The organism is Echinimonas agarilytica (assembly GCF_023703465.1).
GTDB lineage: Bacteria > Pseudomonadota > Gammaproteobacteria > Enterobacterales > Neiellaceae > Echinimonas > Echinimonas agarilytica.
Map to the genome: position 1 here is coordinate 13,987 of NZ_JAMQGP010000003.1, position 15,224 is coordinate 29,210.

General features: G+C 44.8%; 12 protein-coding genes. 4 read left to right on the top strand and 8 right to left on the bottom strand.

The window, feature by feature from the left end:
• Positions 1–178: 178 nt before the first annotated feature.
• Positions 179–1,042, top strand: a complete 864-nt coding sequence (locus NAF29_RS07465; RefSeq protein ID WP_251260953.1) for a helix-turn-helix transcriptional regulator — start codon at positions 179–181, stop codon at positions 1,040–1,042.
• A 5-nt stretch (positions 1,043–1,047) separates the two neighbouring features.
• Here the strand turns inward: NAF29_RS07465 and NAF29_RS07470 are convergent, their stop codons facing one another.
• Positions 1,048–1,941 carry a LysR family transcriptional regulator gene (locus tag NAF29_RS07470; protein ID WP_251260955.1) on the bottom strand — a complete coding sequence of 298 codons (894 nt, stop codon included), beginning with the start codon at positions 1,939–1,941 and terminating at the stop codon, positions 1,048–1,050.
• 137 nt (positions 1,942–2,078) lie between these two features.
• On the opposite strand from NAF29_RS07470, the gene NAF29_RS07475 reads away from it, so the two are divergent.
• Both NAF29_RS07475 and NAF29_RS07480 read left to right on the top strand, forming a co-directional pair.
• On the top strand, positions 2,079–3,062 hold the full coding sequence (locus NAF29_RS07475) for an aldo/keto reductase (RefSeq protein ID WP_251260957.1): 984 nt from the start codon (positions 2,079–2,081) through the stop codon (positions 3,060–3,062).
• A 120-nt stretch (positions 3,063–3,182) separates the two neighbouring features.
• Positions 3,183–3,779 carry a DUF938 domain-containing protein gene (locus tag NAF29_RS07480; RefSeq protein ID WP_251260959.1) on the top strand — a complete coding sequence of 199 codons (597 nt, stop codon included), beginning with the start codon at positions 3,183–3,185 and terminating at the stop codon, positions 3,777–3,779.
• A gap of 11 nt (positions 3,780–3,790) precedes the next feature.
• On the opposite strand, the gene NAF29_RS07485 is transcribed toward NAF29_RS07480, so the two are convergent.
• The 7 genes from NAF29_RS07485 to gloB all read right to left on the bottom strand — a co-directional run bounded on the left by NAF29_RS07485 (position 3,791) and on the right by gloB (position 14,303).
• Positions 3,791–5,140: a DUF4397 domain-containing protein gene (locus NAF29_RS07485; protein WP_251260961.1), complete on the bottom strand. Its 1,350-nt coding sequence runs from the start codon at positions 5,138–5,140 to the stop codon at positions 3,791–3,793.
• 365 nt (positions 5,141–5,505) lie between these two features.
• Positions 5,506–6,855 carry a hypothetical protein gene (locus tag NAF29_RS07490; protein WP_251260963.1) on the bottom strand — a complete coding sequence of 450 codons (1,350 nt, stop codon included), beginning with the start codon at positions 6,853–6,855 and terminating at the stop codon, positions 5,506–5,508.
• Positions 6,856–6,981: 126 nt separating this feature from the next.
• Positions 6,982–8,349: a YjiH family protein gene (locus tag NAF29_RS07495; RefSeq protein WP_251260964.1), complete on the bottom strand. Its 1,368-nt coding sequence runs from the start codon at positions 8,347–8,349 to the stop codon at positions 6,982–6,984.
• A gap of 181 nt (positions 8,350–8,530) precedes the next feature.
• Positions 8,531–9,673, bottom strand: coding sequence for a GNAT family N-acetyltransferase (locus NAF29_RS07500; RefSeq protein WP_251260965.1), 1,143 nt, complete (start codon positions 9,671–9,673; stop codon positions 8,531–8,533).
• 123 nt (positions 9,674–9,796) lie between these two features.
• Complete coding sequence (locus NAF29_RS07505) at positions 9,797–11,725, bottom strand: transglycosylase SLT domain-containing protein (RefSeq protein WP_251261421.1); 1,929 nt, start codon at positions 11,723–11,725, stop codon at positions 9,797–9,799.
• Between the two features lie 204 nt (positions 11,726–11,929).
• Entirely contained in the window at positions 11,930–13,417 is a 1,488-nt protein-coding gene (locus tag NAF29_RS07510; protein ID WP_251260966.1) for a lytic transglycosylase, read from the bottom strand.
• A 121-nt stretch (positions 13,418–13,538) separates the two neighbouring features.
• Positions 13,539–14,303: a hydroxyacylglutathione hydrolase gene (gene gloB, locus NAF29_RS07515; protein ID WP_251260967.1), complete on the bottom strand. Its 765-nt coding sequence runs from the start codon at positions 14,301–14,303 to the stop codon at positions 13,539–13,541.
• Between the two features lie 45 nt (positions 14,304–14,348).
• Between gloB and NAF29_RS07520 the strand changes: the two genes are divergently transcribed.
• Positions 14,349–15,101: a methyltransferase domain-containing protein gene (locus NAF29_RS07520; protein ID WP_251260968.1), complete on the top strand. Its 753-nt coding sequence runs from the start codon at positions 14,349–14,351 to the stop codon at positions 15,099–15,101.
• The last annotated feature ends 123 nt before the right edge of the window (positions 15,102–15,224 follow it).

The following is a 15,224-nucleotide window of genomic DNA, read 5'->3' on the forward strand; positions in this document are numbered from 1 at the left end:
TTGGGGGTTATGAACGAGTTACATTGGAACACGGAATAAAAAGGAGATCTGACAGGAAAGAGTAAAAATGTGTTAGATATTTGACATTTATAAGGGGTTTTTGTGCAAATTTGAGCTAGTTCTCCGTATGTAATGTTAATATCATGCGGTACAGTTGTTTTGAGCTAGAGCAATTTTCATGAACAAATTTGAAGTTTATTGTGAGCCTTTTTGTATTCGTGAAGGGGTTCAGTTTGAAATACACCAAGTCAGTTACGATGAAAATGCAGATTACTCATGCTTTATGCATTTTCATGAAGTGCATGAAATTATTGTTTTTGACCACATAGAAGGTTCTTACTTTTATGGTCAGGGCACATCGGCTTTAGAGGATGATGATGTGGTGTTTACGCCCAGTCTTGAAACGCATGATTTTGAGCTTTCAGACAAAGCCAAGTCTTGGTCTATCATTCAGTTTTTGCCCGAATTTTTAACACAACCCGGCTTAGAAAAAGAAGCTGCCTTCCTACGCCAAGGAATGCACTTACGATTAAAAGGTGAACATCTCACTTTTTTAAAACAACAAGTGTCTTGGCTGCAATACAGCTATTTACAAAATCCGTTGAGTAATCAGAGTTTAACGCTATTGAAATTATTGATAATTTGGCTCGTGGAACATGCCATTCCCGTCACGCCACCTCATACTCAGCCTATCCATTTATCAAAGAGTTACGTCAAGTTAGAGGCTGTTATTAATCTTTTTCGGCACAGTGCTCATGTGGATATGTCGCTGGTTGAAGCCGCAGAGCTTTGTCATATTTCTACATCATATTTTTCGCGCTTATTTAAAAGCGTATTCCGGTGTAACTTTTCGGAATATACCATTCGTCACAAGCTATACAGTGCAGCACGCATGTTGAGCCAAGAGAAAGCCTCAATTACTGAAATAAGTTACGAGCTTAACTTCTCCAACCCGTCACATTTTATCGCGTTATTTAAGAAGCAATTTGGAATTACGCCGAAGAAATATCGTACTCAAATGCAGCAGAGAATTGATTCATAATAGAATTATATACCTAACCTATGTTGCTGCTGAATTAAAAATTCAATGAGTCGTTGGACTTTCAGCTGCCTAAATTTGGGCTTAGGATAGACAATGTTAATGGGGAGCTTGGCGCTATGCCAATGCTCTAATACATTCACTAATCTGCCTTTGCGAATGTCGGTTTCTACGTAGTAACCTGGAAGCCGAGCAACCCCTTTTCCACTGAGCGCAGCGGCACGTTGCACATGTCCGTTGGGGCAAATAAACTTTCCTTTGACCGTGATTTCTGCGCGCTGTTGATTTGGCCCATTAAATGCCCATCGTACAACAGAGCCATGAATGACTTGGTGTTGATTCAGTTGTTTTGGGTGGTCGATTGTACCGTGCTGCTCAATATAACTGGGTGATGCACATAAGTAGCTATTCACATGCGCTAGTGGCCGAGCGACAAGAGAGGAATCGCCTAACATGCCCATGCGAATGGCTAGATCATACTGCTCTGCAATAATGTCAACGTGATGGCTGGCAAAATCTAGGTGTACGTCAATGTGTGGGTGAAGCTCGGAGAATTGAAGTATTAACGGTGCCAGCAATTCCTCTCCAAATTTTCCTCCGACTGAGTTAATACGCAAACGCCCAGACAAGTGCTGGCTGCTTTCTACGGCTAAAAGCTGCGCCTGATGTAGCATTTCAATTGCTCTACTTGCGTGTTGGTAAAAGCGCTCACCGGCATCGGTGAGTTGCATTGAACGTGTTGTGCGCTCAATTAAACGAACCCCCATTGTTTGTTCAAGGCGGGCGATGATTTGAGAGACTCGGGGGCGTGATATGGATAAGCGTTCAGCAGCTTCGGTAAAACTTTTAACCTCTGCCACCACAATAAACTCTGAGATTCCGTTGATATTAAATTGATTCATTTAGCTTACCAATGATGTAAATTAATGGCTAATTATAACCAATGTCAGCTGCCCTATACTATGCGTGCATCATAACTTTAGGTCACCTCGGGCGTTGCTTTATCGCCTTGTTAACTAACAACCAGTGAAGGGCAGGTATGAACTATCGAATTTTGGGTAAGACGGGCTTTAAAGTTTCGGAAATAGGACTGGGTTGCTGGCAATTGGGGGGTGATTTTGGACCTGTCGCCGAGCATACAGCTTCAGATATTTTGGCTGCAGCTTCAGACGCTGGCATTAATTTTTGGGATACTGCAGATGTATATGGCGGTGGATTAAGTGAACAACGTATTGGCGATTGGACTCAGAAACAGCTTGAACAAGAGCGAGTGGTTGTCACCAAGGTCGGGCGCGATGGAGCGCTATATCCGAATCAATACAGCAAAGCGGCAGTGAAGGCGAATTTGGAGGCCTCGGCTAAACGGCTACAAGTGGAAGCGATTGACTTGGCACAATTGCATTGTGTTCCCAAAGATGTACTGATGGGCGGTGACTTGCTGGCGTGGATGGAAGACTTTCAGCAGCAAGGTCTGATACGTCATTTTGGAGCGAGCATCGAGACGATTGAAGAAGGCTTGTTTGCTATTCAGCATCCAAAGTTGGCGAGTTTGCAATTGATTTTCAATGTCTTCCGCCAAGATGCAGCGGAAAGACTGTTGCCCGAAGCGCTCAAGAATAATGTTGGGATCATTGTTCGTTTGCCTTTAGCGAGTGGTTTATTGTCGGGCAAGATGACGGCACAACAGACGTTTGATGAAGGTGATCATCGCCGTTACAACAAAGACGGGGCTTTTTTCCACGTGGGTGAAACCTTTAATGGCATTCCGTTTAATACGGGAGTTGTGCTGGCCGAACAGCTTAAATCATTGATACCTAGCAATATGACACTCCATCAGGTCGCTTTGAGATGGTTACTTGATCAACCTGCAGTGAGCAGTGTGATCGCCGGGGCAAGCAAAGTTGAACAAGTAAAGAGTAATGCTGCGGTTTCACAACTTGCGCCTCTGAGCTCTGATATGCACTTGTTGCTGACTCGTTTTTATCAACAATCAGTGCGCCAGCACATTCGGGGTGGGATTTAACTGATACTCAAAGCCACGTCTGGTGGGGATGGTTTTTTAGGCGTTGAAACGCTAGCATCAATCGCTTGTCATAGAACGACATCATATGGGCTTGAGACAAGCGATTGAGTGAGAGATATTGTGCAACTGAAACCTTATAGCCAAGCGGCCGAAAATAATAAAAATTATATTTTAGAACAGCTTAAAGTTTATCTGCCCGATCCCGTTACCGTGCTAGAAATAGGGTCTGGAACGGGTCAGCATGCTGTGTATTTTTCAGCTCAATTGCCACATTTGCAATGGCAGACTTCAGATTTAGAGTGCAATCATTCTGGCATTGCACAATGGATCGAAGAATCTAGGGCTAATAATGTTGCTCATCCGATCAACCTCAATGTGCAAGATGGTCATTGGCATGAGTTTAAGGCGGAAGCCGTGTACTCAGCCAATACCGCACACATTATGTCTTGGGATCGGGTTCAAGACATGATCAAAGGCATCAGTGCCATGCTTCCTCGAGGAGGACATTGGTTTCAATACGGACCTTTTAATGTTGCGGGTCAATATACGAGCCAGAGCAATGCTGACTTTGATGCGTGGTTAAAAGAAGATGATGCACGAAGAGGTATTCGAGACATTGAAGCGATGACAGAGTTTGCGTATCAGTATCGGATAAAATTGTTGGCAGACATGAGCATGCCTGCCAACAATCGACTACTGATCTTTAAACGATTCTAAATACTTTTAACCTATTCAGCAGCGACTACTAGGCTGTAACCGTAGGTTGCACTTGCATCTTTATAGAGTGCATATGTGTAGTTTTTATCATCATCAAGTTCAAAGATAGGTGACTGATAAACCATGATTTGAGTATTGTCATCACGATTTTCAATAATCGTGATTTGATAATCATTGGTTGGCAGCATTGAGTTTTTCACTTGTTCAAAATCTGAATTTTTGAAGTGATATGGAGTCGTGTCAATTGTGCCGCCATCAGCCACAAAGTAAACATCTACCGTCTCTAAGTCTTCAGCGAGATTGATGAAATTAATGTCGCTTTGATAAGTTAATTCACGAACCGATTCGTTAAAGGCTATTCCCTTCGCGTTGCCGTCTGAATCGCGGTAAATGGCCACAGCTTTGGTGCTGTTTTGTGGCAAGCTCAAAAGCACGTTATTCAGTAGTTGATCGCCATTGGAGTCGTCTACAGTCACACCGTAATCGCTGTATGGAACCGTTTCATAAGAAGTGAAGTCACCGGCAGCAATATTACTGTGTTTAATATTGGTTTCGCTGTTTTTAATTTCTGTAGAAATAGTTTCAGGGTATGCGTTGAGCATTCTGAATTGAGCATCACCATAATTATCTTCGTACGACACAACTAATGTAGAGCTGGTGACACGGTCAAGCGCAAATTTAGCTTGTCCTGGGCCGAAGGTATCACGCAACATCAAAAAGTAAGAGGTTCCGCTCGTCATCGACACTCTTTCAGCTGTGAAAACAATGTCGGATGTGCCAGTATCTGTAATATAAACATCGTAGGTCTCGGTACTGAAATCTCCCACTAAACCGACTTGGCCATATTGAGTCGTTGTGACTTTTTCTGCATTTGAAAAACCTTCTCCACTCGACACTAAATACATGTCGTAACCAGTGCTACCGGTTGAATAATCACCTACATACAAGCGTAAGTGGTCGTCTTCAAGATCATCTAAATCAAAGTTAATGCTGTTGAATTGAATGTCGTTGTAGTCACCTGAGACGATAAATAAATTGCGGTCATCTTTTGCAACTGAGCCGCTGGTTGAGAGCACCTCTTCATATTCATTACTTGCATCAATCCCAGAAACAACAATTTCATAATCACCATGATCAACCGTCGACGTTGATGTGGCATCTGCATACACAAGATTTGAAAACGTAATGTCTTCACCCACCTCAATTTTTAAAGCGGTGCTATTGGGAGAAACATTGTAAACCTGCAATGAGGTTTGATTTTTAGAGGAGTCGCTACCACCTCCGCCACCGCCACCGCAGGCAGATATCATCAAAGCGGTTAGCGTGACAGCTGTAAAGCCGAAAACAGATTTGTTAACCATATGTGATTACTCAATTTTTAAGGGAACACTAGTGAGCGGCTAGTCTATTGAGAGCGGTGTAAAGAAGTGTCAGCTGATTGTAAAGTTATGTAAGGATATGGGCGTTCTAAGGGTTGGATCACACTTAATTTATAGAGTCGAATAAAAAGTGTTCAATTGTTAAAAGTCGCCAGTACAGGCTGGTAACAACAAGTCTTATGTTCAGTAACAAATTACCAACTATTTAACCCAATTGTTATTGACTTTTATCTGGTTGGAGTAGGTTAAATACTCTAAATCTATTCGCCTTAGTTGCTGTGAGTGAAAATTCCCAATCTGACATGAACAGAGGTTGCCCGTCTCGAATGCCAGACTGGGAGGTTTGCCTACTCGGCTGCAAATACCATGTTGTAACCGAATGTCGCAGAATCGTCTTTGTAGAGGACAAGTGAATAGTTTTTGTCGTCATCAAATTCGATCATGTCTGATTGGTACAGCATGAACTGAGTATCATCATCATTGTCGACAACGACTGTAATTTGATAGCTATCGGTAGGAATTACCCCATTTTCGACTTCTTCAAAATCAACACTTTCAAAGCTGTAGTTGGTGGATTCTATGGTTTCACCCGGCGCCACAAAATAAACATCTACTTGTTCAATGTCATTGGCTAAATTGACGAAATTAAGGTCGCTTTGATAGGCAAGCTCGCGCACTGACTCGTCAAAGGATAAGCCCTTTGCATGACCTTCTTCATCCACATAGATCACCGCCGCTTTAGTGTCGTTTTGCGGCAAGCTCAATAGCACATTGTTAATTAGTACTTGGTCATCTAAATCTGTCACTGTGACACTGTAGTCATTGTATTCAACCACTTTATATGGCGTTGTTTCTGCGGTTTCCACGTCGTCATAGTCAAACGAAGCACTGCCGCTTTGAAGTGATATGTTGACTGTTTCTGGATAGGCACTAATGATACGGAATTGAGCGTCGCCATAGCTATCTTCATAATGATAAACGGTAGTGGAACTGGTCACTCTATCGAGTGCAATCCCCGTATCACTTGGACCAAATGTGTCTCGAAGCAGCAGAAAGTAGGCCGTTTCAGAAGACATAGAAACGCTTTCTGCGGTGAAAAGTACTTCATCGTTTGCTACATCTGTAATGTAAACATCGTAGGTATCAACAAGGTATTCACCGCTTAATTCAACGGAGCCATACTGTGTTGTAGCAACCTTTTCAGCTAAATCAAACCCGGTTCCAGACTCTCCAATGTAGATATCGTAACCAGTACTGTCTGTTGAAAAATCGCCAATGAACAGGCGCATATACTCGTCTTCAATGTCACTTACACTGAAATCAATAGTGTGCAGTTGCAAGTCGTTATATGGGCCCGAAAATACGAATAGGTTGCGGTTGTTTTTATCAACGTTTCCGGTTGTGGTGTGGACTTCTTCGTATTCGCCATTTGAATCAACCCCCGAAATTGTAATGTCGTAGGTGCCGTTATCAATGGTGCTCGTAGAGGTCGCATCTGCGAAGCTCAAGTTCGAAAAGGTGTACTCTTCATCACCCAGCTCCACCTTTAAATAGGTGCTGTTAGAAGACGCGTTGTAGATTTGAAGCGTGGTCTCGTCGGAGCCACTATCTGAACCACCACCGCCACCGCCACAAGCAGCTAAAACGGAGGTCGCTAGCCCTATGGCTACAAATTTCTGAAGGGGCATGCTGAACATATTGGACTTCTCGATCTTTTGCTAAAACTAGATCGAGTGTACGCAACGCTGCTGTAAGGTACTGTCAGGCTGATGTAAACAAATGTAAAAATTAGTCAGCCTGACGTCGGAGAAGTTTCAAATGCCTTAAAGGATGAGGTGTGCCATTAGGCAAATCACCGGAAGTGTGACCAAAGTGCGTAAAACGAAGATGACAAATAGCTCCCATAATTTAACAGGAATCTTACTTCCCAGCAGCAACGCTCCTACTTCGGACATATAAATGAGTTGCGTAACAGACATGGCTGCAATGACAAATCGAGTCAACTCGCTTTCGATACTTGATGCTAGGATTGATGGGATAAACATGTCGGCAAAACCAACCATGATGGTTTTAGAGGCCGCTTCTGCTTCTGGAATTTGCATGAGCTCCAACAAAGGCAAAAATGGCTTACCGAGGTATTCAAATATCTCAGTGTAAGTGGCAATCATCAGAGCTACTGTACCGATAGCCATGACTACAGGTAGAACGCCAAAGACCATATCAACTGCGTTTTTGAGACCTTCACCAATGACTTGGCGAACGCTTTTAATGTGTGAAGCTTTGGTTAAAGCTTGCTCCAGCCCCCATGATAAAACATGATGGTTTTGAGGGATCATTTCATGATCCGCCGTTCGAGGAGACTCATCAATGTAACAGTCTTTCTTCCAGCGCAGCGGGGGGAGTTTTGGCACAATGACCGCGGCAGCGAAGCCAGCAGCACATACCGTTAAATAGAAGGGCACAAACAAATATTCGAGCTTCACTTGAGCAATCACCACCAAACAGAATGTGATTGAAACCGCAGAGAATGTAGTGCCAATCACAGCCGCTTCGCGTTGAGTGTAAAACTTTGCCTCGTATTGCTTGCTAGTCATTAAGATGCCAACAGAGCCATCACCTAACCAAGACGCCATACAATCGATGGCAGAGCGACCCGGTAAGCCGAATATAGGGCGCATGATCTTAGTGAGTAGTGTGCCAAATAGTTCAAGTAGACCGAAGTTGAGCAATAAAGGTAAGAGCAATCCTGCGAGCATAAATACAGCGAGCAGCACAGGCATCAATTCATGCAAGACTAAAGCCCCGGTATCATCGCCATATATCTCAACGGGGCCGATCTGAAAGTAGGTCATGAGGATAAATGCAGCACCAAGTAGCCGAACCACAAACCACACGGGCGATACATTGAGCAGTGCATTGAGGAAGGGATCGCGTGTTACCCAATTCGGGGCAACTAATTTGGTAAAGACCGACGCGAGCGTGGCAATCACCACCACAGAGGTGATCACCGAGCTCATACTGTCTCCCAACAATGCCTTAATGTGCTCGGCTAAGATCGCAATCGGGATTGTGAGCCCGTCTTCGACAGGTACGGGCACCATAAAGAGCGCCACGCCAATGAAAGAAGGAATCAAAAATATTAAAATATTTCGCCAACTGCGAATCGGCCGGTTTGTTTCTGAAGCTTGCATAATTGCCTTTATTGCGGGCTAAACGTGTAAAGCCGTTCAGTCTTATATCTATTGTTATCGTCATAACAGGCTCGTTGGCCTGCCTGAATTGACTTAGTTTTAAGTGCCTAGACTCAAAATGCTAAAGCTTAACTGGGTTGCGATACAATCCCTTGACGAGGATCACTCAGCCAAGACTCTGTCAACTGGAGTTGGCGTTAAACGGTTGCTGCTGAACTAAACTTCCCATGTGTGTCGCCATGAGCTCTTTTTCTTCCTGGCAAAAACGCTCAATTGCTCGTGCGAATTCAGGGTGATTAATCTGATGAAAAGAACACGTTTGGGTCGGCTCAAAGCCCCGTGAAATTTTATGCTCGCCTTGCGTTCCCGGATCATATCGACTGAGATTTTGCTCAATGCAAAATTCAATGCCTTGGTAGTAGCAGGTTTCAAAATGCAGTCCATCCACAGCCTTTTGGCAGCCCCAGTAGCGGCCATATAACGTGGACTTGTCGAATAAACATAAAGCTGAGGCAATGCACTCATCATCATCCAACGCTCGAATAAGCAATATGTGTTCGCTCATTTGTTGGCGCAACTGCTCAAAGAATTCAGGGTTTAAATAGCCTACATGACCGTGACGCTGATACGTCAATTGATAAAACTTGTAAAATGCCTTCATATGTTCGGGCTCAATCTGGTTGCCGATTAAACGCTGAAACTGAATGTTTTTTTGCTTGAGTGCTGCTCGCTCTTTTCGTATTTGTTTTCGTTTACGGCTCTTCAGTGCAGCCAAGAAGTCGTCAAACGATTCATAATTTTTATTATGCCAATGGAACTGGCAGTCGTGTCGAGTGATTAAATTATCAAACTCATGCCACGGCTGCTGTTGCTGCTCGTTGGTGAACAATAAGTGCCAGCCCGAGGCACTCACTTGCTGACTCACTTCCTGCACCACATGATAAAGCGCCGGAATCAGAGAGTTCAGCGGGTAATCGGCATGGTGTAACACTCGAGGGCCATTCGAAGGTGTAAAAGGAATTGCAGTGATTAGCTTAGGGTAATATGAGATGCCGTGCTGGTGGTATGCATTGGCCCAGCTCCAATCAAATACATATTCGCCGTAAGAATTAGACTTTAAATACAATGGCATGAAGGCGACTGAGCGATCGTCATCTAACAATTCAATATGGTGTGGTTGCCATCCTGTTTGTGCTGTGACGCACTCATGATTTTCCAAATTACGCAAAAACTCAGGCGATATAAATGGATTGCCTGTCAGATTCCATTGGCGCATCTGAGTCGCGAGAACATCTGAAATTGAATCGATTATTCGATAGTGCATGGCCGTTCTTGATTTGAAGTGACACTGTGAATGTACTGCGTTTCTGTATTCCATGTCGAACACAAAGAAATCACGTTGCCAGTTTAGTGGTCTCCACAAACAACGTGATTCGGTGTAAGCCAACTAATATTTGGCAGCTTTTTCTTTGGAAGTAAGCATGGAGGAGGTGGTTTTACCATTAAGTTTCAAATCGTAAATCACTCGATAGGCCAACACTGCCTGCACATAAGCGCGTGTTTCTTTAAACGGAATAGTTTCAACCCAGACATCAAAGGGCAGAGTTGTATCATCATTGACCCAGCGCTTGACTCGATGCGGACCTGCATTGTAAGACGCAATGGCTAATATTTGGTTTTGATTAAACTGCCCCAGTACTTGTTTGATATAAGCCGAGCCCAAGCGAATATTCGTTTCTGATTGATAAAGGCTTTCTGTCCCTTTGTAACGCAGCCCTATTTTTTTAGCCGTTGCTTTCGCTGTTGCGGGCATGAGTTGCATTAAGCCTCGGGCGTCTTTAGGCGAGCGCGCACGCGGGTTAAATGTACTTTCCCGACGAGCAATCGCCATGAGCAACGAGATATCAACATTTCTCATTTTGGCAAACGTTTTAAAATCTTCTTCGTAGCCCAGTGGAAAGCGTAAGGTAACGTCATCCCATTCGCCTGCTTGAATCGCGCTGTTGATGGCCATATGCCACCAACCCTGGGTGAGTGCGTAGTTAGCCAGAGCCACTTTTTGCTCAGAGCTCGCTCTTCGGAGGAGATAAATCCATTCTGAGTTTGCATTATCAGGTTCATCTGCTGCAATCAGCGCTTCAACTCGTTTTAATCCTGCGTCAGATAAAATAGTGTGTGAGGCTTGCTCAGAGGTTTTCCCTGCGTTTTTATTGAGTTGGTAAGGCGTTTCCATCATATCGGCTGCTAAATAGCTGTAATAGCCTCGATTGCCGGCTATTTTAGTTAGTCGCTCATCTGCTTTTTGTGCTTCGCCACGGCTTCGTTCAATATGCGCTAACCAATATTGCCAACGTTCACTTTGCTGTTCTTTTTCACTTAAATCGTAGATGCGAGCCTCAACGGCTTGCCAATCTTGTTTGCGGAGCAATTGCCGAATGCGGCGATCGGTGAGTTGATCAACTTGTAGCGATGCCAGTTGTTGATCGGCCCACTGACTGGCTGTGCTGTCATTTCTTGAATAGGAATAAAGCACTAATTGTTTGGTGATTTCTGATGCTTGAGCACGTTCAAATTTGAATGCAGCTTGATAATGAGTCCAATGCTTAATCGCTTGTTGTGGCGACGTACGAGCAAGCTTTCGCAATGCCGAGCTCACTATGTCACGATTGCGCCCTGTATCTTTTTTAAAGTCTTTGTAGCGGCTAATACGGCGAGGATTTTGATAAAGCTCGCGTAGTTTTTCTCCGCTGGCTTTGTATTCTCCGGTTAGTTTTCGGCTCAAATAAGTCATCAATGACGATTGACGCGCATCGTATGTAAGTAACATTCGTCGCCATACATCATCATTGGAACGTTGTCCTGCTTTGGCCCATTCTGAAAACAAAGTGTCGCATGCTTTGGGTTGCGATTTACCGCTCAACCATAGGCTTTCAGCCCCAGCATAGGCCTGCTCAGCTTGGCCGCTTTGCAACAGTGCTCGGTGGTAATAACAGCGCAATTCGGTGCGCGTAGGCTCCGTTGGGCTAACCGCTAAAAAGTTCTTCCAGTTTCTTTTTTTACCTTGCAAAGCCAAGTACCGGCGCTTCAAGCGCAATGCCAATGGGGTGCCTTCTGCTCGACTCAAAAACTCGTTCACGGTGGACACTGATTGGTTGGAAATACGAGGTGAGAGATATCGGTAGTCGAGATATATGGAAAGCGGATCGTCGTTTAATGCGCGACGTAGTTGAATATATTGGTCGGTTTTGCCGGTTCGAAGTGCTTTGTTGGCCTCGAGGTAAGGGCTTACATCGGGGGCTGCATGTGCAGAAGTGGCACAGACGATACTGATCGAGAGTGCAAAAATATGTGTGCGAAAGGCGCTCGTTATAGTCATCAACACGGGTTTAGCTATTTCCCTGCACTAAGTGAATGAGTCAAGTGTATGAAGGATTAGTCTATTCGACAATGAAACTTCAGCTAAGTTTATCGATAAGTTAAGAGTTTTCCCAAGTTGAATTAATAATATTATGTAAAAACAAAGTGATGGATATAAAAAGTGCTCAGGCTAGAGCACTTTGTGTACGCGTTTTCGGTGGGCTTATCCGCGATTGATGTCGACTTTAATGGTCAGATTTTGACCCGCTCTGAGTCGGTCTGAATTCAAACCGTTCCATTGCTTTAAAGCGTTGATGGTGACATCAAATCGTTTTGCAATCACAGATAGAGAGTCACCACTGCGGACGCGATATTTGACTGTGCGCACTTCTTTTTGCGGTGTTTTGGTGTAAATATCTAAGGATTGACCGGGCCGCAGCGTCGTGGAACTCAATGCATTCCAGCGTGAAATGTCTTGATATTTGACCCCATGCTTTTTCGCAATTAGCCATAAGCTATCACCGCTTTTGACTTGGTATTTTATCGGCTTCGCTTCGCCTGCTCGAACTGGTGGTAAACGAGCGTTATCACCCAGCGGAATCATCAAATGCTGACCTTTTCGAATCAAGTGATTGTTTAGGTCATTTGAGGTCATCAACACTTTCACTGTAGTGTGATGCTGCTGAGCTATTTTGCCTAAACTATCGCCACTTTTAACCTGATAACGTTGCCAGCTAACACGCTGTTTAGTGGGTAATTGTGCCAAGCCCTCTGTGAGTTGCTGTTGGTTTTCCAGTGGAATGAGAACAGCATGTTCGCCAGTAGGAGACGTGGCCCAGCGATTGAAACCGGGGTTTAATTCAGCGATGCGCGCAGACGGTACACCGCTGAGTTCGGAGATCACTGCTAATTCAATTTGTCCGCCCACATTGGTTGGAATCACTCGGGGAGCATTGGTAAGTGAGGGTAGCTCTAAACCATAGCGTTCGGCATTGCGAACGATATCGCTGATCGCGAGCAGTCGAGGTACGTACGCCCGGGTTTCTGCAGGAAGTTTTAAACTGAAAAAATCGGCTGGTTTTCCCGCTTTTTTATTGGCTCTTACCGCACGTTGAACACGGCCTTCGCCGCTATTGTAGGCTGCAATAGCCAGCATCCAGTCGCCATCGAACATATCATTTAAGTAAGTGAGGTATTCAACCGCAGCTTGGGTTGACTGAACAATATCTCGACGCCCTTCAAACCACCAGTCTTGTTGTAAACCAAATCGTTTACCTGTGGCGGGCATGAATTGCCAAAGCCCAACGGCCCCCCCGTGACTGTATGCGTAGGGGTCGAAGCCACTTTCCACAAATGGTAGCAATGCTAGCTCAAGTGGCATGCCTTGTTGGTCCAGCGCTTCTACAATTAAATAAAGGTAGTCAGCCGAGCGACGATTAATTTCAGCAAGGACGTCTTTGTGGCGCAGGTAGCGCTTGCGCTCGTGGTTCACTGACTTTTGATCAACTTCAGGAAGCGAGAAACCGGCTCGAATACGATGCCAAAGGTAGATCTCTTCAGGGGATGGCTGATCAACAATGGCCTCAACCAGCGTTGAAGGTACAGGAGTAATGGGCTTAGCTTCGGCCATGTCGGATTGTTGTGTGGTTTGACACCCCGACAACACGACTAAGCAGACGACAACAGCTGAAATTATTTTATAAAAGCGCACAGATTCTTTTCGCTCAACTACTTACAACGGGCTTAACCTTGCTCAGCTTATGTCCGTGACGAATGTCGTCAAAGCCGAATTTGGGACAAGCGCAGCATACTAACCGTTATGGGATAATCGGTCAAAATTGGTCTTTCCATGCTCTGAGCTGAGTGAAGACCTCAACAGGTGTTTTGCATGGTTGTTGCGCCCATTGCTCGGCTTGGTGCTGGAGTGTTGGCTCTGCGCTGCGCAAAAATGGATTAATCTGACGTTGCTCTGCAATTGTGGTGGGCAATGTCGGTGTACCTTCTGTCCTAAGTTGCTGGCAACGAGCCAAGGTACGATTGATATCTGCATTGTCTGGCTCGACGGCGAGGGCAAAGGTCAGATTCGCGAGCGTGTATTCATGAGTGCAAAAGACTAACGTTTCGGCAGGCAGGGCGCCTAAACGTTCCAGTGATGCTTTCATTTGAGTAGGCGAACCTTCAAATAAGCGTCCGCAGCCTGCATGAAATAGAGTGTCACCACAAAATAGGCCGCTTGCACCGTAATACGCAATGTGCCCGAGTGTGTGCCCTGGAATGTGCATGACGTTAAATTCACAAGCTGGCGCAATAATCTTAACTTGAGCATTGTCTGTTAAAGCCACATGTCGGTTAGGAATGTTTTCTTCGGCAGGCCCATAAACAGTGATGCCGGAATAATTATCGCAGAGTGTTTGAATGCCTCCGGTATGATCATGGTGGTGGTGCGTGACCAATATAGTGGTAAGTTGTAGTTGGTGTTGTTCGATGAACGCAATGACCGGAGCCGCATCGCCGGGGTCAACCACGATTAAATGGTGATTGTCATGAATTGCCCATATATAGTTATCATTAAACGCGGGAATAGCTGCCACTTGCATGGTTAAAGTTCCGAATCGAGTCACTCAAAAGGGTAACGCTATAGTATGAGACCAGCCGTTACAAATAAAGCGCTGCGAGCGCCTTCTGATTGGCAAGCCATGACGCACGGAGATTTTCTGCAACAACAAATTTCCAGTGCTGTTGAGGAATGGTTGCCGAGGCTTATCGGCTATTACATGCTTACGCTTGGCCCGCTCGCAAAAGGACTGGACTTATCTGCAAGTTCTTGTCGGCACCAACTCACGGTGCATGACCAGAAAGATGCCGACTTAATCACCCATCTGCATCAACTGCCTTTTCAAACGGACTCTGTTGATGCGTGTGTTTTACCTTTGTGTCTCGACTTTTCTTCTGATCCGCATCAAATGCTGCGCGAAGCACATCGTATTGTGATTCCCGATGGTCATTTATTAATTGCCGGTTGTAATCCCTTAAGCTTGTTGATGCTTGGTAAGCTCAGCCCAAGCCACCGTAAAGTTGCACCGTGGAATGGACGTTTTTTTACCTCGCACCGAATGAAGGATTGGTTGCAATTATTGGGGTGTGAGGTTGTGGCTGAACAAACCACGGGTTACAGCAGCCTAATGGGAAAACACACTCGGCATGAAGGTTTTCATCAATTTGGTCAAAAGTTTGCGCCTTGGGCAGGCTCAATATATTTGATTTTGGCGAAGAAAAGAGAGGTGCCGTTGACACCCATTCGACCCAGTTGGCAAACATCACGTCAAATGAAACCTGTGAATGTTCTATCGGGCGCGGGTGTTGCCGGACGAGGATTTCGGCAGCTTCGTCGGTGAGTCTCTGCTCCATCTTTATAAGCTAAATTTTTTGCGAGTTATCTCTAGCAAATTCCCCTATAAGCCTTATCAAACTCGCATCAAAGATTATTTATCTTTGTTTCATTTTCCATATTTTGAGCC

What these genes read in the sequence shown, in the direction of transcription:
- NAF29_RS07465 (WP_251260953.1), top strand. Translation starts at nt 179, where the DNA reads ATGAACAAATTTGAAGTTTATTGTGAGCCTTTTTGTATTCGTGAAGGG.
- NAF29_RS07470 (WP_251260955.1), bottom strand. Translation starts at nt 1,941, where the DNA reads ATGAATCAATTTAATATCAACGGAATCTCAGAGTTTATTGTGGTGGCA.
- NAF29_RS07475 (WP_251260957.1), top strand. Translation starts at nt 2,079, where the DNA reads ATGAACTATCGAATTTTGGGTAAGACGGGCTTTAAAGTTTCGGAAATA.
- NAF29_RS07485 (WP_251260961.1), bottom strand. Translation starts at nt 5,140, where the DNA reads ATGGTTAACAAATCTGTTTTCGGCTTTACAGCTGTCACGCTAACCGCT.
- NAF29_RS07490 (WP_251260963.1), bottom strand. Translation starts at nt 6,855, where the DNA reads ATGTTCAGCATGCCCCTTCAGAAATTTGTAGCCATAGGGCTAGCGACC.
- NAF29_RS07495 (WP_251260964.1), bottom strand. Translation starts at nt 8,349, where the DNA reads ATGCAAGCTTCAGAAACAAACCGGCCGATTCGCAGTTGGCGAAATATT.
- NAF29_RS07500 (WP_251260965.1), bottom strand. Translation starts at nt 9,673, where the DNA reads ATGCACTATCGAATAATCGATTCAATTTCAGATGTTCTCGCGACTCAG.
- NAF29_RS07505 (WP_251261421.1), bottom strand. Translation starts at nt 11,725, where the DNA reads ATGACTATAACGAGCGCCTTTCGCACACATATTTTTGCACTCTCGATC.
- gloB (WP_251260967.1), bottom strand. Translation starts at nt 14,303, where the DNA reads ATGCAAGTGGCAGCTATTCCCGCGTTTAATGATAACTATATATGGGCA.
- NAF29_RS07520 (WP_251260968.1), top strand. Translation starts at nt 14,349, where the DNA reads ATGAGACCAGCCGTTACAAATAAAGCGCTGCGAGCGCCTTCTGATTGG.